We start from the raw sequence: 17,869 nt of genomic DNA, 5'->3' as shown, positions 1-17,869 counted from the left end.
CCTCACCAGCTCGCTGGCAGCCGCTTCAGCCCGCGCAGCACGAAAGTCGGCCGCCATTCCGGGGTCTCGACATCGTCGATGCGCAAATCCGGCAGCCGCCGCAGCAGCGTCGCGATGGCGATCTCGGCCTCGATCCGCGCCAATTGGGCCCCCAGGCAGAAATGGATGCCGCCGCCGAACGACAGCGGCTTGACGTTCGCCCGGGTCACGTCCAGCCGCTCGGGCCTGTCGGGGTAGACCGCGCCATCGCGGTTGGCCGAGCCGAGCAGGCACAGCACGGTTTCGCCCTTGGGGATCTTCACGCCGCCGAGGTCCTCGATATCCTCCAGCGCGACGCGCCCGGTCATCTGCACCGAGGAATCATAGCGCAGGAACTCCTCGATCGCGTTCGTCATCAGCTCGGGTCGCGCTTTCAGGAGCGCAAGCTGATCCGGATTGCGGTGGAGCGCGAGCAGGCCATTGCCGATCAGGTTGACCGTGGTCTCGTGCCCTGCGCCGAACAGCAGGATGATGTTGGCGGTCAGCTCCTCGTTGGTGAGCTTGTTGCCGTCCTCCTCGGCCTGCACCAGCTGGGTGATGAGGTCGTCGCCGGGATTCTTGCGGCGCAACTCGAACAGCTGCTGGAAATACATCTGCGCCATCAGGTTGGCGGCGTTGCCTTGTTTGATCTCCTCCGGCGAGAGCGGCACGGGATCGAGCAGCCGTCCGCCGTCTCGTGAGCTCTTGTAGAACACCTCGCGATGCTCCTCGGGGATGCCGAGCATGTCGCAGATGATGGTGACGGGCAGGCGGAAGGCGAAATCCTCGATCAGGTCCATGTGGCCGCGCTCGATCACGGCATCGATCGCCTGGTCGACGATCTCCTGGATCCGCGGCCGCATGTCCTCGACGCGGCGGGCGGTGAAGGCCTTCACGACGAGGCCGCGCAGGCGGGTGTGGTCCGGCGGATCGGCCTGCAGCATCCAGTAGCTCATGCTGCGAAACACCGGCTCCTTCATGATCTCGGGGCCGTAGCGGCGCGTGGTCCGTTCGACGAAATCCTTGCCGAAGCGCTTGTCACGCAGCACGAGGCTGACCTCGGCGTGACGGCTGGCGACGAACTGGCCGAACGGCGTCACATGGATCGGATCGACCGTGCGCAGCCGTTCATAGTGCGGATAGGGATCGCGGATGAAATCCGGCGAGAGCGGGTTGAACAGCGGTCCGCCAGATGGTTGCACTTGCTCGTTCATGGTGACCTCGGATCGATTGCCGAACGACACGAATACGCAAGGCTGCCCATGGCCCGGCGTAACCACCCCTGAAGATCATCAACTCGATACATTGTTGTATCGAGTTGCAGCTTGCCCTATTCTACGCCGATGTCAAGGGTGCGAACGAGACCGACCAGGGACGACACGCGCGAGGCGCTGTTCGAGGCGGCCGCGCGCGTGTTCGAGGAGGACGGCATCGGCGGCGCCAGCATCGAGGCGATCGCGGCGGCGGCGGGCTTCACCCGCGGCGCGTTCTATTCGAACTTCAAGAGCAAGGACGAATTGATCATCGCCATGCTGGAGGACCATGTCGCGCAGTCGATCCGGCGCAACATGGACATCCTGGCGCAGCACGACAATCTCGACGATTTCATCGCGGCACTGAAGACGATGGATCGCAGCCGCCAGGATCCGCTCGGCCGCTCGCCCCTGCTCCACATGGAGATGATCCTGTTCGTGGCGCGCGCCGAAAAGCGCCGCCCGGAGCTTGCCAAACGCCTGCGCGCACGGCGCAAGCTGGTCGCCGATATCGTCGAGGCGACGTTGAAGAGCAACGGACGCAACCACAATCTGAATCCGCCCTGGATGGCCGCAATCGTGCTTGCGCTGGAAGACGGCTTTCGCCTGCACCGGCTGATCGACCCCGAGACGACGCCGGCCGACAGTTTCCTGCGCGCGATCACGGATCTCCGGCGCAGGACGGGATTGGCTCAGGCCTAGCGGATGCTTGCACCGAGCGGCGCAGCCGCGCCGATATGTGGCAGCCCTTCTCGCCGCTTCCCGAGATAGATTCGAGAGCCAACCCCTCGGGCTGTTCCACCGCCTGCTCGGCGGCAGTCCTCCTTACTTCTTCTTTGCAGGCCCGAAATCCGGTTGCCAGGCGGCCTCCTTGCGGGACGGGGCCGCGGCGATCACCTTCGTTTTTTCCTTCTTCGGCTTCTTGGCTTCGCGGTTGCCACGTTGCTGGCCCTTTGCCATGTCGCTCTCCCTTGCTGGTTTGAGTTCGTCGAATTCATTCGGCTGCAGGACACGGCCGCGCGGCGTGCAGACCCGGACGTCCATGTAGCCCTCGCGCAGCAGCTTTTTCGCGAGACGCAGCGCGACCGTCGCAGTTCCACGGCCGAGATTGGAACTGCCGTATTCGTTGGTGCCGCTGACCAGATACGGCACGCGTGTTGTCCTAGCCATTGAGCACCGCAGCGGCGCACACGAGAAGCAGAAGAAGCAGCGGAACGATTACCGGCGGCACGATCCATTCCGAGATGCGAACACCCCACATCGAACGCTCCTGCGAAGCCTTCGGCGGGAGCACACGTGACCCTCAGTCACCGGTCGATGCCGTTGAGAAGCGCGGTGATGACAACGAGCCTACGCTCACGCCGAACCAATAGCGAGCGTTAAGCGCCTCTTGCCGTCGCACCGCGACATTAGCGTTCGTCGGTGCGAAGACGATAGTGCTGGCTATTGGCGCGCCAAAGGCGCATGGTCGCAGCAGCCGGCACCGGTTGGGGCTTCACTTGCGAAGGGCAGGCGTGCATGACCATCCGCTCGCGGCGAAAATCCATCTCGTTCAGGCATCCGTTCCGCATGAACTCTGTCGATCTTGCCGATGCGCAAGCAGCGGACGCGAGCATCGCCAATGGATGACCGGCCCGTCGATCTCGACAAGCACCGTGGCATGGCCGCGCAGAAGGCCACCGACCTGCGCCGCGCGTTGGGCGAGGTGGAGGCCCATGCCCGGGAACTGCGCGAGCGTGAGGCCGATCTCGAGCACCGCATGATGACGGTGCCCGCGGCTTCCTGGCCGGAGGCCGCGGTGAAGGCGCGCCATCTCCTCAACCTCTATGCTGCAGGCCTGCCTGCCGAGGACACGCGTCACCGCGCGCTCGTGTCCGCGCTGTTCGACGATTTCGCACGGCTGTCCGGGGACGGCTGAGCCGAGCGAAGGCCGAGGCTACCGTGTAACGGAGCAAGCCATGACACTGACGAGCGGCCGCTTTATCGGCCACGAATACGAGCGGATGATCGTCCGATTCTCGATGCATGACGGCGCCAGGGAGATTCCTTGCGCGATTTCGACCTCCGCGATGGACGATCTCGAGCAGGGACCGCAAGTCAGGCCCGAGCAGCGGGAAGCCCAATTTGCCCGTCTACGGGATCGCATTGAAGCATGTGCTGCGAGCAAGTATCGCGCCACAGAATTCGAAGGTACCCCGCCGGGCATCGTGCTGCGAGGCATCGACTTCAGGCGATAGGATCTCAGCCCAAGGAAGACAGGCCGCGACGCCTGGCCGCGCTTTTCTGCGGCGTCACCGCTAACACGCATGGCTTGAGATCCGGAAAGCAGATCGTTGCTACTCCGGCTTTGCCTTGATCTCCGGCAAGGGCGGCTTGCGCTCGAACGGTTTCTTTTTCGGTGGTGCGGGCAGCAATCCTTCCCTGATCGCCTGCTTGCGAGCGAGCTTGCGGGCGCGGCGAATGGCCTCGGACTTCTCGCGGGTCTTTCTCTCCGACGGCTTTTCGTAGGACCGTCGCTGCTTCATTTCCCGGAAGACGCCCTCGCGCTGCATCTTCTTTTTGAGAACGCGCAGTGCCTGCTCAACATTGTTGTCTCTGACGAGTACGTGCAATTGATCCTCCTGGCTCGGGCTGCGAATGCGACACGTCCTGCAGGGCAGCCAATTGCGCAGGAGCTTCATTATGATGTGTGAGAATGATGGGCCGCGACATTGGTCGCGGCTTCGGACGAGCCGATCTGCTTGTCACAGCGAGCAGCTTGGTGGCGTCACGTGACCACCGTCATGCTGCGCTGTCAATCGATAACGCGTTGCTCGCAGATCGACCTACACACGCGAAGCGCCGCGATCGGAACAGAAGAACCATTTCGTAGAAAACAAATTGGCTTTGCTCCTTGCAAATGCGCGAAAATCATATATATTCCGCTTGTTCGATTAGCCGCTGTGCCTTGTTGAATGCGCCCTGCGGGCTCCTTTTCCAAAGACATCGACGAAGTTGAAGGTAACCGCGCGATTGTCGCGCGGAACGCGCTTACGCGCTTTGGAGAAGAAAATGACGACAGGTACGGTCAAGTGGTTTAACGGCCAAAAGGGCTTCGGTTTCATCCAGCCGAACGACGGTGGCAACGATGTGTTCGTTCACATCAGCGCCGTTGAAAGGGCTGGGCTTGCCGGTCTCGGCGAAGGCCAAAAGGTCAATTTCGAGATCAAGACCGACAAGATGCGAGGCAAAACCAGCGCCGAGAACCTCTCGCTGGCTTGAGATCGTTGCGCCGTTTCACGGATGTACTGAAACGGTCGCTTTGCCCGCTCAATCCCTGGATTGAGCGGGTTTAGTCTTTGCGGATCCGGGTGAACGATGAGCAGCAAGAAGCCGGCAGAGCCATCACCCGAAAGCATTGCGCGTTCCGATCGCAAGCGCCTGGCCGCTGAAGAGGGCGCGCGCGCATTGGCGGACGTGGAAAGGCAAGCCATCGAGGTTCGCAAGAACATGGCGCGGCTCCGAGAGGCGCGCCAGGCGAGGGAAGCGGCCGATGAAGCTCTTCGATCGACTTTGCCGGCGCCTAAGCTCAAGAAGCGGACAAGGAAGCTGGCGAGATAGTTGTATTCAACGCCGCCGGCGAAATCTGAAGCGCCGATCACATGCCGGAGAGCGCAGATCGTGCCTCGAATAAAGCCATATCACGGAACCATCACCTTCTTTCTCGCGTCCGGCGCAAATCGGCAGATGTGCCGGCTTGCAACGACATTCAACACGCAGAAGCAGGCCTTCAGCTATCTACAGAAGCATCGCACGGAGTTCGAGCGCATGGCGCGGGCGCGCATGGCTTCAGGAGAGCTCGAAGACGGGATCGTCGTGCTTTCGATGCTTTGACCAGAGCGTTGCGAGCGCGGCCGTACCTAGCGGTCCCACCTCAAGCCTCGCCAGCATCGCCCTCGCCTGCTCGGCGCAGTGCTTCTGTTTTGAGCTTGTGCAGCCGGCCGGCCACGGCCCTCACCTTGCCCGGCGCCGCCCGCCAGATCGCGAATGCCGATAGTCCGCTCACCGCGATGGCGATACCGAAAGCCAGCGTGTAGTCGCCGGCGCGATCATAAAGAACGCCGGTCAGCCACGGTCCGGCCGCACCGCCCGCCAGCGCCGCGAGCATGATCGTGCCGAAGATGCTGCCCTGGTGCCTGCCCTGGAAGATCTCGAACACCACCGCGCCCATGATCGAGGTGAGGCCATAGCCGAGCGCGCCTTGCGTGAACACCATCAGATAAACCAGCCAGAGCGAAGCTTGATACTTCAGCGCGATCAGCGCGGCGAAGCAGACGACGAAACCCGCACAGCTGATCGCCCACACCCACTCCCTCCCGATGCGGTCGGAGACGTGCCCCAGCACGATCTGGCCGGGAATGCCGAGCAGGCTGACCATGCCGAGTGCCCACACCGCAACGCTGGGGCTGAAGCCGACGTCGAGCAGGAATTTGGTCTGGTGCACCTGCACCGCGTACCAGATGTACAGGCCGCAGAAATAGCCGAGCGCGATCCACCAGAACCGCGCGGTAGCGACGGCGCGCTGGAGCGTCCAGTCGGTGTTGACCCAGACGGGATCAACCACGTTGGAGATCGGCCTTGCCGCGCCTGCGGCCGGGGCGGCATCGCCGTCCGGCTGGAGGCCGATGTCCTCGGGGCGCTTGTGCAGCAGCAGGTTGATCGGCGCCAGCGCGATCAGGACGAGCAGGCCCATCGCGGTGCAGGCGGTGCGCCAGCCGGTCTGCTCGATCATGTGCTGCACCCATGGCAGCAGCGTCACCGAGCCGATACCGACGCCGGCGAAAGCGATGCCGATGGCGAAGCCGCGCTTGCGGATGAACCAGTTCGGCAGGAACAGCGACTGGCCGGAATAGCCGAGACAGACGCTGCCGGCCCCGACCATGACGCCGATGGTGACATAGAGGTGCCACGGCGCGCTGGTCAGCGGCGCCAGCAGCAGGCCGCCGCCCATCAGCAGGACTCCGAGCTCCATCACCGCGCGCGGGCCGGCGCGGTCCATCAGGCGGCCGATCAGCGGGCTGACCACGCCCGACGCCACGAAGCCGAAGGAGAACGCACCCGCCGTGACGCCGCGCTCCCAGCCGAACTCGGAGATGATGGGTGGAAAGAACAGCGAAAAGGCGGTGCGCGCGTTGACGCCGATCGCCATGGTGACGAAGGTCACGGCGACGACGACCCAGCCGTAGAAGAACGGAAGCCGCATGTTGTGTGCTTGTTTCATCCCTAGACGGCTCTTCGGACCATCCGGGGATGCCCGGGTCAAGCGCTTTTCGCGCATGCCACAGGCGCGCTCAGGCGGCATCCAGCCGTGAGGATTTGATCGGCGCGTCGAACAGGATCCGCTCAATCGGGTGCGGCCGGCCGAACAGATAGCCTTGCGCAAAATTGACGCCGAGCGCCTTCAGCCGGTCGAACTCCTCGCGCGTCTCGACGCCTTCGGCCGTGACTGACATGTCCAGTCCGCGCGCCAGCGTCACGATCGAGGAGATGATGGCGGAAGAGCGCGGCTGCTGGGTCAGGTTGCGAATGAACGACTTGTCGATCTTGATCTTGTCGAACGGGAACGCGGTCAGGTAGCTGAGCGAGGAATAGCCGGTGCCGAAATCGTCGAGCGCGAGCTCGACCCCGAACTGCTTCAGGCGCTCCATGAACGCGTGGTTCTCGCTGCCGCGCTCCAGCAGCACGGATTCCGTGATCTCGATCTCGAGCCGCTGCGGCGGCAGGCCGGAATCGGCGAGCGCCGCGCAGATCATGTCGAACAGCTCGGCTTCCTTGAACTGGATCGGCGACAGATTGACGGCGATCATGAGATCGGCGGGCCAGCCGGCTGCGTCCGCGCAAGCGCGCCGCAGGACGAATTCGCCGAGCGGCACGATCAGCCCGGTCTCCTCCGCCAGCGCAATGAACTGGTCCGGAGGGATCAGGCCGCGCGTCGGATGCCGCCAGCGCACCAGCGCCTCGAAGCCGCGTCGTTCGCCACTGAGGGCATCGACGAACGGCTGATAGTGCACCTCCAGCTGGCAGCGCGCGATGGCATCGCGCAGATCCCCTTCCAGCGTGTTGCGGGCTTCCAGCTCGGCCGACATCGCCTCATCGTAAACAGTGAAGCAGTTGCGGCCGGCCGATTTCGAACGGTAGAGCGCGAGATCCGCCTTCTTCAGGAGCTGCTCCTGATCGCTGCCATGATCCGGCGCGATCGCGATGCCGATGCTGGTGCCGATCTCGACGCGGTGTCCGGGCAGCAGGAACGGCTCGCTCACGAGCTTGGCGATCCGCGCTGCCAGATCGGTCGAGCAGGTGCGCTGGTCCTCGCCGGCTTGCTGGATGATGGCGAATTCGTCGCCGCCGAGCCGCGCCAGCACGTCGTTGGCGCGAAGTGCGGATTTGAGCCGCTGCGCCACCTGGCGCAGCAGCGCATCGCCGGCCGCGTGGCCGAGGGAATCGTTGACGTTCTTGAAGCGGTCGAGGTCGAGCATCAGGATGGCGAAGGGCTGGCCCCTCACGCTCAACTTGCCGTTCATCTCGTCGAGCCGGGTGAGGAAGAAGGCGCGGTTCGGCAATCCAGTGAGGATGTCGGTCTGGGCAAGCTCGAGCACCCGCCGGTTCGCCAGCGACAGCCGCCGCGAATTGCGGCTGGCGAGCATCAGATAGGTCGACAGCGACAGCGTCAGCAGCATCCCGACGACGAGGACCGCAACCGCGCGGTCGTAAGTCGTCGCCAGCGGACCGCCGGCGGTCGGAACCGCCCGCACCTGCCAATCGGTGTCGCCGATCTTGAGACTGCCCGACCAGTGCAAGGACCGCGCGATGTCCCGCATCGACCGCAGCGCCGAGACGGACGACGCGTAATCCGGCAACATCTGCTCCAGGCTGACGATCTGCGCCGTGAACGGCGGGAAGACCGTCATGCTGACGGCGGGGCTGGCTCCGGTGGTTACGCGGATGGACTGGATCAGCAGCGGCAAGTCGAAAATGCCGACCACGAAGCCGGCGAGATTGCGGCGCCGGTCCGCGATCTCCTCGCGCGAGGTTCCCTTGGCGTAGACGGGAACGACGACGAGGACATAGGACAGCCGGTCGCCGTCCTTCGGCCCGAACACGCGCGTGCGCATGGCTGCGACGCGATCGTTGTCGCGTGCGCGCTCCAGCAGCGCGCGTCGCTCGGGAACGGTCATGTAGTCCATGCCGTAGACCGACGAGGTTTTCGGCTGAGTCGAGTAGAACACCGGAAAATATTCATCGCTCTGCGGCGCGGTGACGAAGTTCTCGTCCTGCAACGACTTGACGTGATAGCTCGACACACCGTCCCGGATCGCCGCGGCCTCGTATTCCGCGCGCTCCTTGCGGTTGACGCGCGGCAACCAGGAGATGCGCAGCATGCCGGGGTGACGCTCGAACAGGCGGGCGCTGAAAGTCTCGAATTCGCTGCGGGTGACTTCTTCGTTGGTCGATTCGAACAGCGTGCGCAGCGCGAGGAGCCTCGATATGTACTCGTTCATGCCGTTCTGCAGGACGATCGCCTGGGTCTCGGCCGCGTTCTCGAACTCGATCCTGTTGACGCGATCCTCCCACCGCGCCACGGCGGCAGCGCCCACGATCGAGAACAACAGGCCGACGCCGACCGCGACCAGCGCAGGACGATAGAGCCCGAGCAGCGGCGCGGCACGCCACCACCCGCCTCTACGTCTCCGATCCTGATCGTTCTGATCGCGACCGCCCATCTTGAAGCCGCCGTCCCCTATTCGCGACGAACCGAACCTCTGGTTGAGGTGCCGGCGCCGCTATCGGAACAAGAGGGCGGTTAAGAACTGCACAATTTTGGAAAGCAGTCGTTCCGCAATGCGGAAACTAGTTAACGAAGTGCGCGAACGATCCCGGCGTTCTGGACATAAGTTGCCGGTCTTCCCCGGTGTACTACGGCCTCTCTGCGTCGTGCCGCTTAGCGAGCTATTCAGGCTCGCAAGGCTATGTTGCGCAGGGTTTCTTCCAACGATCCGGCAAAGCCTCCCGATGCATCGATTTCGATCAGCGAGATCCGTCGTCCTGACCATCGCGCTTCTGGCCGCGACCACGCTGGTTGCGAGGGGCAACGAGGCCGGCATCAGCGAGGATGCGATCCTGTTCGGCCAGGCCGCGGCGCTGGAGGGCCCCTCCTCCGCGCTGGGACAGCGCATGCGGCAAGGCATCGTCGCCGCGTTCACCGAGGTCAACGCCAAGGGCGGCATCCATGGCCGCAAGCTCCAGCTCATCAGCCGCGACGACGGCTACGACCCCGACCGTTCGGTGGCGCAGACGCTGCGCCTGATCGACGACGACAAGGTGTTCGCGCTGATCGGCGCGGTGGGCACGCCGACCGCGATGGCGACGATACCGATCACCAGCTCCAGGAACGTGCCCTTCATCGGTCCGTTCACCGGCGCCGAGTTCCTGCGCGATCTCGAGCTCCCGAACGTCGTCAACATCCGCGCGAGCTACGGCGCGGAGGCGGAAGCCTGGATCAAGCATCTCACTGAAGATCGCAAGTTCACCCGCATCGGCATCTTCTACCAGGACGATTCCTTCGGCCGCGACGGGCTTGTCGGAGTGAAGCGGGCGCTGGCCAAGCGCGGGCTCGAGCTCGCCGCCGAGGGCACTTTCGAGCGCAACACCCGCGCGGTCGGCCAGGCCTGGCGCATGATCAAGCGCGCCGATCCCGAAGCCATCGTCATGGTCGGGACCTATGGTCCGTGTGCGGAGTTCATCAAGCTCGCCCGCCGTAGCGGCGCCCGTCCAACCTTCGTCAACATCTCCTTCGTCGGCGCCAATGCGCTCGCCGCGGAACTCGGCGCGGAGGGCGAGGGCGTCATCGTCTCGCAGGTGGTACCGTTTCCCTGGGACCGCTCGCTCAAGCTCGTCGCCGACTACCAGGCGGCGCAGAAGGCGTTCGACCCGGCGCTGACACCGGATTTCGTATCGCTCGAAGGCTATTTGTCCGGCCGCCTCGCGGCCGCGGCGCTGGAAAAGGCCGGCCCCAATCCGACCCGCGCGAGCCTGCTGCGCGCCATCAACGATACCGGCCGTTTCGACATCAGCGGCAGCATCATCACTGTCGGCACACGCATGCTCGACACGCCGCCGAAGGTGTTCCTGACGGTGATCCAGAAGGACGGGACGTTCATGGCGGTGGACCGGCTTTGAGACCCTTCACGGCCGCCGCGTCCAGCGATCGGCGTTGACGGCGCCTTGCGGGATTTCTCCCCTCACGATGGCCTCGACCTGTCGCACGGTCTCCAGCGACTGGTATTCGATGGCCTGCGGCGTCAGCCCGCCGACATGGGGCGTCGCGATGACGTTCGGCAGCTTGGCAAGATCGGGCGTCGGCATCTGGTCCGGTGCGCGGCCGACATCGATGGCGGCGCCGGCGATGCGGCCCTCACGCAGCGCGCGTGCCAGCGCGGCCTCGTCGACGAGATTGCCGCGCGAGAGATTGATGAAGAAGGTATGCTTCTGCATACGCGCCAGCGCTGCCTCCCCGATCAGGTTCTCGGTCTGCTCGTTGGCAATGGCGAGACAGACGACATAGTCCGATGCGGCGAGGAGCTCGTCGAGACCGACCTGCCGGATCGCGGCATCGCTGACGGTTACGAAGGGATCGCAGACCAGCACCTCCATGCGCAGCACTTTTGCGATCTCGGAGAGATAGCGCCCGATGCTGCCGTAGCCGATGATGCCGATCCGGCTGCCGGCGAGCTGGCGGCCCATCCGCGCCTCAGCCTTGCGGCCGGCCTGATAGTCCGCCGTGGTCCGCGATACGCCGCGGGAGAGATCGACCATGAAGCCGAGCGCAAGCTCGGCCACGGCCTGCACGAAGCCGGGCCCGGCGCGGGTCACCAGCACACCGGCTTGCGAGGCGGCATCCACGTTGACGTTGCGGATGTCGACGGCGCAGCGGACGAAGGCCCGCAGACGCGGCAATTGCGCAAAGATCTCGCCGCGCCCTTCGGTCATGCGATCGGCGACGATGATGTCGGCATCCCTGGCGGCGCGCACCAGGCTGGCTGCGTCCAGCGGCTCATCCTTCTCGTGCAGGATCACCTCGGCGGCCGCGCGCAGGCCGTTCAGGCTGCGATCGCCGTAATAATTGCGCCGCATCTCCGGGGTGTGCGCGAGCAGGACCTTCACGGCAAGACTCCTTCAATAGCCGAATGCCCGCGGCAGCGCGGTCGAGAGCCATGGCACGAAGGCGATGACGAGCAGGCAGAGGAACAAGAGGCCAAGATAGCCGATGATCGGCTTCACCGTCTGCTCGATCGGCACGTTGCCGATCAGGCAGGCGCCGTAGAGGCCTAGCCCGAGCGGCGGCGCGAACAGGCCGATACCCATCGCGATGACGAGCACGACGCCGAAATGCAGGGGATCGACGCCGAGCTGCACCGCGACCGGCAGCAGCAGCGGCCCGAAGATGATCAGCGCGGCCGCGCCCTCCAGCACCGATCCCATCACGATCAGGACGGCGATCGCCAAGAGGATGAACAGCCAGACGCCGGAGGTTTTGGAGAGACCCAGCATGAAGTCGCCGACCGCATGCGGCACCTGCTGCAAAGTCAGCGTGAACGCCAGCGACTGCGCGGCTGCGACGATGAACAGCACCAGCCCCGCACGCGTCGCCGCCTGCACGAAGCTGTGCGCGGCGTTTTTGAACCCGAGCTCGCGGAACACCACGCTGCCGACGACCAGCGCATAGGCTACCGCGAAGGCCGAGATCTCCGTCGCCGTGGCAAAGCCGCTCTTGAAGCCGAAGAAGATCATGAAGATCAGACCGAAGGATGCGATCGCGCCGCTCCACAGCCCCGACACCGGCATCTGCGGCTCGACATCCTCGACCTTGTCCGGCCGCTTGCCGAAGATGATGGACACCGCGATCAGCACCAGCGCCATCAGCGCCGACGGTAGCAGCCCCGCGACGAACAGGCCGCCGATCGACAGGTTCGCAACGAAGCCGAGAATGATCAGGTTGATGCAGGGCGGGATCGTCTCCGCCATCACCGCGGAGGCTGCCAGCAGCGCCACCGCGCCGCCCGGGTTTTGCTTCGAGCGTCGCGCGGCTGGGATCAGCACCGAGCCGACCGCGGCGACGTCGGCCATCTTCGAGCCGGAGATCCCGGAGAACAGCACCATCGAGGCCACCATCACGACATTGAGGCCGCCGCGCATGCGGCCCACGGCGCGCTGCAACAACTCGATCAGGCGCACCGACATGCCGTTGGCTTCCATGAGATAGCCGACGAGGATGAAGAAGGGGATCGCAAGCAGGACGAAATTGTCGATGCCGCGTGCCATCTGCTGGGCGAAGATCACGCCGGGCAGCGCGCCTTCGACCCAGATGAAGATCAGCGCGGCCAGCGCCAGCGCAAAGCCGATCGGCAATCCGCCGAACAGCGTGGCGAAGAAGCCGATCAGCATCAGGGTGCCTGCCGACGGCACCGAGGACGGCGACAGATAATCCCAGGCGAGGTAGAGGCCCGTTACGACGAGGATCGCAATGAGTCCCCTGACAATATCGGGCAGCGGTCTCGCGCAGAGATGATGGATTGCGAACAACGTCATGAACAACGCGCCAATGCCCATGGGATAGAAGGTCAGCTCCAGCGGCAGACCGGAGCCGGTGGTCTGGCCGGCGGTGAGCGAGCCCAGCTTGATCGCGTTGTAGGCGACATAGCCGGAGATCAGCACGACCAGCAGCGCGCTGGCGGCATCGACCAGCGAGCGCAGCCGCACCGGCAAGAGATCGCGGAAGAAGGAGACGCCGACATTCTCGCCGCGCGCGAGCGCGCTCGCCGCGCCGAAGAAGGCCGAGCCGACCATCAGGCCGCGCGCGACGTCGTCGGACCATTCGACCGGCGCGTTGAAGAAGAAGCGCAGCAGCACGGAGGCGCAGACGACCACGAGATCGGCGGCGAGCAGGACGGCCGCGATCGCGTCGCTGACGCGAAGCAGCAACGTAATGCTGCCATGGCGGCCGCCCGAAAGGGGCACGGCGGCTGACATCGTCATTTCAAGCTTGGGTCGCGCGGATGACGTCGATGACGGCCTTGGACTCCGGCCGCGCCTTCATGAAGTTCTCGTGTTGCGGCGCGACGCGCTTCTTGAACGCCTCGCGGTCGCATTCGGCCACCGTCACGCCCTTCTCGGTCAAGGCCGCAAGCGCCTCCTTCTCGACCGCGAGCCCATGGGCACGGGTGTCGGCCGCGGCTTTCTTGGCGGCATCGAGGAAACCCTCGCGCAGCTTCGGATCCATGCGGTTGTAGGTCATGTCGCTGAAATAGATCGCGAGGGGGGAGAAATTGTGCTGCGTCAGCGCGTAGAATTTCGACGTTTCGAAGAACTTGCTGGCGAGGATCGTCGGCGGGTCGTGCTCCAGGCCATCCAGCACGCCGGCCTGCAAGGCCGTGTAGATTTCGCCGAACGCGAGCGGCGTCGCGGCGGCGCCCATCAGGCGCAGGCATTCGGTGATGACGGGATTGGGCAGCGTCCTAATCTTGAGGCCGGCGAGATCCTCCGGCGTCTTCACCGGCCTCTTCGCCAGCACGCTGCGCGAGCCGAAGTTATAGGCCCAGGCGATGATGCGGATGTTGCCGCCCTTGAGCAGCGCGTCCTCGATCGGCTTGGCGGCGCCCGCGTCGAACGCCTTGGTTTGCTGCGGGAAGCTCGAGAACAGGAAGCCGAGATCGAAGGTGCCGACCAGCGGCACCAGATTGGCCGAGATCGACGAGCCCGACACCATGAGGTCGATGACGCCCAGCTTCACCGAGTTGATGACGTCGATCTCCTGACCGAGCTGGTTGTCGGGGAAGAAAGCGACTTCGATCTGCTCGCCGAGGCCGTTACCCTTCAGGTTCTTGACCAGGTTGTCGCAGTAGACGCGGCCATTGGCGTATTTGGGATCGTTCGGCAGCGAGGAGGAGCATTTCAGCTTCAGCGTCGCAGCTTCGGCGCGGCCGATGATGGCGGGAGAGAGCACGATGCCGGCGGTGACCGCCGACGACGACTTGATGAACGCGCGACGGTTCACGGGCACGATGGTCATGGTGCGGTTTCTCCCCAACTATTCTTCTTGCGGCGCGATCATTGTCGCGTCGTGTTGGCTCAACTGTATGGCCAAAGCGACGACACAGGCAAGGGATGCGGTCGGGGGCGTCGCGACGGCGCGAGTGACAGGCGCTGTACGGAAACCGCGACGAAACGCCTTCATCTATCGGTGTTTTCGCGCATGCCCCACGGCAGCGACAGGCCCTGCCATGCAGGGTTGAGATGAATCGATCCAATTCAGGTATGGATCAATGCCGAACGCATATCGATTGGATTGCACAAAGCAGACGACGAACGAAAGCCGCGGGATCGTGATCCCGCGGCTCGCAACATTTGAGCGAATGCCGTGATGTCAGCGCGAATGCGCGCCGCTGAGCTGGCCGCCCGCCGCGGCGACATCACGCGAGGGACGCAGCGCGTAGGCGCCGTCGCCGAGCAGGGCCTGCGCGGCGAGCGCGATCGCCCAGAAGGCGGGGAATTCCCAGCCCCCCTTCGGATTGCTGAAGAAGAAGCCGGCCGCGCCGTGCACCGAGAAGATCGCGCCGAGCAGGATCGGAATGCCCGCGAGCGCCGCATAGCGGGTCCAGACGCCGAGGATCAGAGCGACGCCGCTAAGCACTTCCACGGTCATGATGAGATAGGCGAGCTCGGGCGGGAAGCCGAGGCTGCCGAAGAACTTTGCGGTGCCGGCCGGGGTGAATACGAACAGCTTCAGGCTGGCATGGGCGAGGAACAGCGCGCCCAGGGTCACGCGCAGCACCAGCGCGGCGTAAGGGGCGGTGCGGGAATCGATCATGGCGGGTCTCCTTTGCGGCGCACCATGATCTATTCTAAAATCGATGATAATCTGCTATTTTCGAAATATACTTCACACTAGCAGAGTGAGATTGACTTTGCTCGACCGTCTGACCAGCCTGGAGGTTTTCGCGAGGGTCGCCGCGGCCGGCAGCCTCTCTGGTGCGGCCCGGGCCATGGGCCTGTCGCAGACTATGGTGACCAAGCATGTCGCCTCGCTGGAGGCGCGGCTCGGCACAAAACTGTTCCACCGCACGACCCGCCGGCTCTCCATCACCGAGGCTGGACGAAGCTATCTGGAATCCGCCGAACGCATCCTCGCCGACATGGAGGCTGCCGACGCCGCCATCGCGCGCGAACGCATCGAGCCGCGGGGGCTGCTGCGTGTCAACGTCCCCGTCGTGTTCGGCACGAGGCAGATTGCGCCTGCGATCGCGGAGTTTTCGGCAGCCCATCCCGAGGTCACCGTCGAGCTCGGCCTCAACGATCGCCTCGTCGACCTCGCCGAGGAAGGCTGGGACCTTGCGATACGCATCGGCAGCCTGCGCGACTCCAGCATGGTGGCGCGAAAGCTCGCACCGAACCGCCTCGTGGTCTGTGCCGCACCTTCCTATCTTGCCAGGCACGGCACGCCGCGCAGCGTCGCCGACCTCGCCGGGCATAATTGCCTCGGCTACACGCTCTCGCAGCAGGCGAGCGCGACGGAATGGCTGTTCGGCGCCGAGGGCGAGATCCGCGTCCAGGTCAGCGGCACCTTGCGGGCCAACAATGGCGATGCGTTGCGCGCGGCGACGCTGGCCGGCCTTGGCCTTGCGCGGCAGCCCACCTTTATCATCGCCGACGATCTTCGCTCGGGCGCGCTCGTCGCGCTCCGGCTCGACCAGCCGGAGATCCAGACGTCGGCAGTGCATGCGGTCTATCTGCCCGACCGCCGCCCACCGGCCAAGGTGCGCGCCTTCATCGACTTTCTCGCCGCGCGCTTTGCGCCTGTGGCGCCATGGGACCGCGGACTGCCGTGACGGGGCACGGCCGGACGCGCGCCAGCTCGGGCAGAGCCACTGCCCGATTCTGTCGCACGCCCAACGTGAGCCAGCGCACAGACAGTGTCATGGCACAGACCTAAAAAAGGTGACATCATCGTGCGCATTGCCGTTGGAGGTGACATCATGCGCCGTCCAGTCTTTTCGAATTTGCTTCTTGCGTCCGGTCTTCTCACACTCACCCAGTTGATGACGCCGACGGATGCGGCCGCCGAAGCGCGGCTTGCGCTGGTGATCGGCCAATCGGCCTATCGCACCGTGCCGGAGCTGCCGAACGCCGCCAACGACGCCAAGGGCATGACGGAGCTGCTCGGCAGCGCCGGCTTCACCGTCACCACGGCGGCCAATCTGGCGCAGACCGAGATGCGCGCGGCGATCTCGGATTTCGCCGGCAAGGTCAGTGCCAGCGGCGCCGACACCGTCGCGCTGGTGTTCTATGCCGGCCACGGCCTTCAGATCGACGGCGAGAACTATCTGGTCCCTGTCGATCTCGACCCCAAGCGCGAGGCCGACATCCCGCTGCAGGGCGTGCGGCTGAACGACATGCTCAACACGCTCGGCGCGGTGCCGACGCGGGCCCGCATCTTCATGCTGGATGCCTGTCGCAACAACCCGTTCCCCGCGCTCAGCGGCGCCGGCCACGGACTTGCGATCGTCGACACCAAGGCCGGTGCGCCCGGCTCCTTCATCTCCTATTCGACCTCGCCCGGCGCCGAGGCCGAGGACGGCAACGGCATCGACAGCCCCTACACCACGGCTGCGCTGACCATTGCCAAGCAGCCGAACCTGCCGATCGAGGAAGTGTTCAAGCGCATCCGCGTCGCCGTGGCGCAATCGACCGATGGCCGGCAGATTCCCTGGGAAAGCTCCTCGCTGACCACCGATTTCAGGTTCTTCGGCGAGAGCAGCGGCAGCACGCCCGCTCTACCCGGCTCATCCGCCATGGCGCTTGCCGGGGGCACGCGCAGCGTCGAAGACTGGCGCAAGACGTTGCGGGGCAAGCCGGCCATGGTTGCCTATGAGCTCGTGATCACCGAGGACACCGTGGAGGCGTATCAGGCCTATATCGAGCTGTACGCCCAGGACACCCGCACCCCGCGCCTTCGCACGGTGCTGGAGCGGCGTCGCCAGATGCTGGCGTGGGAGCGTGCCACCGCCATCAATACCCGCGCCTCGTACGAGGCCTATCTCGCGAACTGGGACAACAGCGATCTCGCGGCAACCGCGCGCCGGCTGCTGCTGCGCGTGCAGAACCGCAACTACGCCGTGCCCGTCGCCGCCGCGACGACGCCCGTCGCGGTCGCGATGGCGCCGACCTGCCCGTGCTCGACGCCCGCGACCCCGGCAACGCCGGTCAACCCCTCGGTCCCGCCCGTGATCAAGAAGCGCGTCGAGGAGGCCCCGCCGAAGCGCAAGGTGGTCGAGACGCCGCCCAAGCGCCGACCGCCGTCCGAGCAAGTGGTCTACGAGCGCGCGCCGCCGGCGGATCGCGGCCCGCCGCCGGAGGCCGTGATGCAAGGCATCGGCATCGGCGTAGGGATCGGCCTCGGCATGGGAATGGGCGGTCGCGGCGGCGACCACAATAGCGGCGGGTACGGCGGCGGATACCGCAGGTACTGAGCCGGTCGGGCACAGCAGCATTCGGCTCGCGCCCAT

General features: G+C 65.0%; 18 protein-coding genes. 9 read left to right on the top strand and 9 right to left on the bottom strand.

The window, feature by feature from the left end; all coding sequences use genetic code 11:
- Positions 1-2: 2 nt before the first annotated feature.
- Positions 3-1,232, bottom strand: a complete 1,230-nt coding sequence (locus HZZ16_RS16195; protein WP_197949429.1) for a cytochrome P450 — start codon at positions 1,230-1,232, stop codon at positions 3-5.
- A gap of 129 nt (positions 1,233-1,361) precedes the next feature.
- Between HZZ16_RS16195 and HZZ16_RS16190 the strand changes: the two genes are divergently transcribed.
- The gene (locus HZZ16_RS16190; protein WP_197949502.1) at positions 1,362-1,973 is read left to right on the top strand and encodes a TetR/AcrR family transcriptional regulator; all 612 of its coding nucleotides are present in this window, start codon (positions 1,362-1,364) and stop codon (positions 1,971-1,973) included.
- A gap of 123 nt (positions 1,974-2,096) precedes the next feature.
- Here the strand turns inward: HZZ16_RS16190 and HZZ16_RS16185 are convergent, their stop codons facing one another.
- On the bottom strand, positions 2,097-2,423 hold the full coding sequence (locus tag HZZ16_RS16185; protein WP_197949506.1) for a hypothetical protein: 327 nt from the start codon (positions 2,421-2,423) through the stop codon (positions 2,097-2,099).
- Between the two features lie 469 nt (positions 2,424-2,892).
- Here HZZ16_RS16185 and HZZ16_RS16180 point away from each other — a divergent pair, with 469 nt between their 5' ends.
- Entirely contained in the window at positions 2,893-3,189 is a 297-nt protein-coding gene (locus HZZ16_RS16180; protein ID WP_197949428.1) for a hypothetical protein, read from the top strand.
- Between the two features lie 40 nt (positions 3,190-3,229).
- A complete protein-coding gene (locus tag HZZ16_RS16175) occupies positions 3,230-3,508 on the top strand; it encodes a DUF1488 family protein (RefSeq protein WP_036037411.1) in 279 nt (92 codons plus the stop codon).
- A gap of 99 nt (positions 3,509-3,607) precedes the next feature.
- On the opposite strand, the gene rpsU is transcribed toward HZZ16_RS16175, so the two are convergent.
- Positions 3,608-3,883 carry a 30S ribosomal protein S21 gene (gene rpsU, locus HZZ16_RS16170; protein WP_197949427.1) on the bottom strand — a complete coding sequence of 92 codons (276 nt, stop codon included), beginning with the start codon at positions 3,881-3,883 and terminating at the stop codon, positions 3,608-3,610.
- A gap of 439 nt (positions 3,884-4,322) precedes the next feature.
- On the opposite strand from rpsU, the gene HZZ16_RS16165 reads away from it, so the two are divergent.
- From HZZ16_RS16165 to HZZ16_RS16155, 3 genes are all read left to right on the top strand, one after another.
- Positions 4,323-4,532 carry a cold-shock protein gene (locus HZZ16_RS16165; RefSeq protein ID WP_197949426.1) on the top strand — a complete coding sequence of 70 codons (210 nt, stop codon included), beginning with the start codon at positions 4,323-4,325 and terminating at the stop codon, positions 4,530-4,532.
- Positions 4,533-4,628: 96 nt separating this feature from the next.
- Complete coding sequence (locus tag HZZ16_RS16160) at positions 4,629-4,871, top strand: transcriptional regulator (RefSeq protein WP_197949425.1); 243 nt, start codon at positions 4,629-4,631, stop codon at positions 4,869-4,871.
- A 60-nt stretch (positions 4,872-4,931) separates the two neighbouring features.
- On the top strand, positions 4,932-5,144 hold the full coding sequence (locus HZZ16_RS16155) for a hypothetical protein (protein ID WP_197949499.1): 213 nt from the start codon (positions 4,932-4,934) through the stop codon (positions 5,142-5,144).
- A 40-nt stretch (positions 5,145-5,184) separates the two neighbouring features.
- Here the strand turns inward: HZZ16_RS16155 and HZZ16_RS16150 are convergent, their stop codons facing one another.
- Together HZZ16_RS16150 and HZZ16_RS16145 are read right to left on the bottom strand one after the other, a co-directional pair.
- Complete coding sequence (locus HZZ16_RS16150; RefSeq protein WP_197949497.1) at positions 5,185-6,513, bottom strand: MFS transporter; 1,329 nt, start codon at positions 6,511-6,513, stop codon at positions 5,185-5,187.
- Positions 6,514-6,601: 88 nt separating this feature from the next.
- Entirely contained in the window at positions 6,602-9,031 is a 2,430-nt protein-coding gene (locus tag HZZ16_RS16145; protein WP_197949424.1) for a bifunctional diguanylate cyclase/phosphodiesterase, read from the bottom strand.
- A 289-nt stretch (positions 9,032-9,320) separates the two neighbouring features.
- Here HZZ16_RS16145 and HZZ16_RS16140 point away from each other — a divergent pair, with 289 nt between their 5' ends.
- A complete protein-coding gene (locus HZZ16_RS16140; protein ID WP_197949423.1) occupies positions 9,321-10,487 on the top strand; it encodes an ABC transporter substrate-binding protein in 1,167 nt (388 codons plus the stop codon).
- 6 nt (positions 10,488-10,493) lie between these two features.
- On the opposite strand, the gene HZZ16_RS16135 is transcribed toward HZZ16_RS16140, so the two are convergent.
- From HZZ16_RS16135 to HZZ16_RS16120, 4 genes are all read right to left on the bottom strand, one after another.
- Entirely contained in the window at positions 10,494-11,471 is a 978-nt protein-coding gene (locus HZZ16_RS16135; RefSeq protein ID WP_197949422.1) for a hydroxyacid dehydrogenase, read from the bottom strand.
- Between the two features lie 12 nt (positions 11,472-11,483).
- Positions 11,484-13,337, bottom strand: coding sequence for a TRAP transporter large permease (locus HZZ16_RS16130; protein ID WP_197949494.1), 1,854 nt, complete (start codon positions 13,335-13,337; stop codon positions 11,484-11,486).
- A gap of 7 nt (positions 13,338-13,344) precedes the next feature.
- Positions 13,345-14,376 carry a TRAP transporter substrate-binding protein gene (locus HZZ16_RS16125; RefSeq protein ID WP_197949421.1) on the bottom strand — a complete coding sequence of 344 codons (1,032 nt, stop codon included), beginning with the start codon at positions 14,374-14,376 and terminating at the stop codon, positions 13,345-13,347.
- A 354-nt stretch (positions 14,377-14,730) separates the two neighbouring features.
- Positions 14,731-15,174 (bottom strand): DoxX family protein, encoded by a 444-nt coding sequence (locus HZZ16_RS16120; RefSeq protein WP_197949420.1) that lies wholly within the window; start codon positions 15,172-15,174, stop codon positions 14,731-14,733.
- A 97-nt stretch (positions 15,175-15,271) separates the two neighbouring features.
- Here HZZ16_RS16120 and HZZ16_RS16115 point away from each other — a divergent pair, with 97 nt between their 5' ends.
- Both HZZ16_RS16115 and HZZ16_RS16110 read left to right on the top strand, forming a co-directional pair.
- Positions 15,272-16,192 (top strand): LysR family transcriptional regulator, encoded by a 921-nt coding sequence (locus tag HZZ16_RS16115; RefSeq protein WP_197949492.1) that lies wholly within the window; start codon positions 15,272-15,274, stop codon positions 16,190-16,192.
- A gap of 147 nt (positions 16,193-16,339) precedes the next feature.
- Positions 16,340-17,833, top strand: coding sequence for a caspase family protein (locus HZZ16_RS16110; protein WP_197949419.1), 1,494 nt, complete (start codon positions 16,340-16,342; stop codon positions 17,831-17,833).
- Positions 17,834-17,869: the final 36 nt, after the last annotated feature.

It is taken from the genome of Bradyrhizobium glycinis (assembly GCF_016031655.1).
In the GTDB taxonomy this organism is placed as follows: Bacteria; Pseudomonadota; Alphaproteobacteria; order Rhizobiales; family Xanthobacteraceae; genus Bradyrhizobium; species Bradyrhizobium glycinis.
Note: the sequence above shows the minus strand (reverse complement) of the source record. Positions and strands in the feature narration are given on the sequence as shown.

Excerpts from the sequence above, each read along its gene's own strand:
- HZZ16_RS16110 (WP_197949419.1), top strand. The coding sequence starts at position 16,340 with ATGCGCCGTCCAGTCTTTTCGAATTTGCTTCTTGCGTCCGGTCTTCTC.
- HZZ16_RS16125 (WP_197949421.1), bottom strand. The coding sequence starts at position 14,376 with ATGACCATCGTGCCCGTGAACCGTCGCGCGTTCATCAAGTCGTCGTCG.
- HZZ16_RS16140 (WP_197949423.1), top strand. The coding sequence starts at position 9,321 with ATGCATCGATTTCGATCAGCGAGATCCGTCGTCCTGACCATCGCGCTT.
- HZZ16_RS16165 (WP_197949426.1), top strand. The coding sequence starts at position 4,323 with ATGACGACAGGTACGGTCAAGTGGTTTAACGGCCAAAAGGGCTTCGGT.
- HZZ16_RS16175 (WP_036037411.1), top strand. The coding sequence starts at position 3,230 with ATGACACTGACGAGCGGCCGCTTTATCGGCCACGAATACGAGCGGATG.
- HZZ16_RS16130 (WP_197949494.1), bottom strand. The coding sequence starts at position 13,337 with ATGTCAGCCGCCGTGCCCCTTTCGGGCGGCCGCCATGGCAGCATTACG.
- HZZ16_RS16150 (WP_197949497.1), bottom strand. The coding sequence starts at position 6,513 with ATGCGGCTTCCGTTCTTCTACGGCTGGGTCGTCGTCGCCGTGACCTTC.
- HZZ16_RS16160 (WP_197949425.1), top strand. The coding sequence starts at position 4,629 with ATGAGCAGCAAGAAGCCGGCAGAGCCATCACCCGAAAGCATTGCGCGT.
- HZZ16_RS16120 (WP_197949420.1), bottom strand. The coding sequence starts at position 15,174 with ATGATCGATTCCCGCACCGCCCCTTACGCCGCGCTGGTGCTGCGCGTG.
- HZZ16_RS16195 (WP_197949429.1), bottom strand. The coding sequence starts at position 1,232 with ATGAACGAGCAAGTGCAACCATCTGGCGGACCGCTGTTCAACCCGCTC.
- HZZ16_RS16190 (WP_197949502.1), top strand. The coding sequence starts at position 1,362 with ATGTCAAGGGTGCGAACGAGACCGACCAGGGACGACACGCGCGAGGCG.
- HZZ16_RS16180 (WP_197949428.1), top strand. The coding sequence starts at position 2,893 with ATGGATGACCGGCCCGTCGATCTCGACAAGCACCGTGGCATGGCCGCG.
- HZZ16_RS16145 (WP_197949424.1), bottom strand. The coding sequence starts at position 9,031 with ATGGGCGGTCGCGATCAGAACGATCAGGATCGGAGACGTAGAGGCGGG.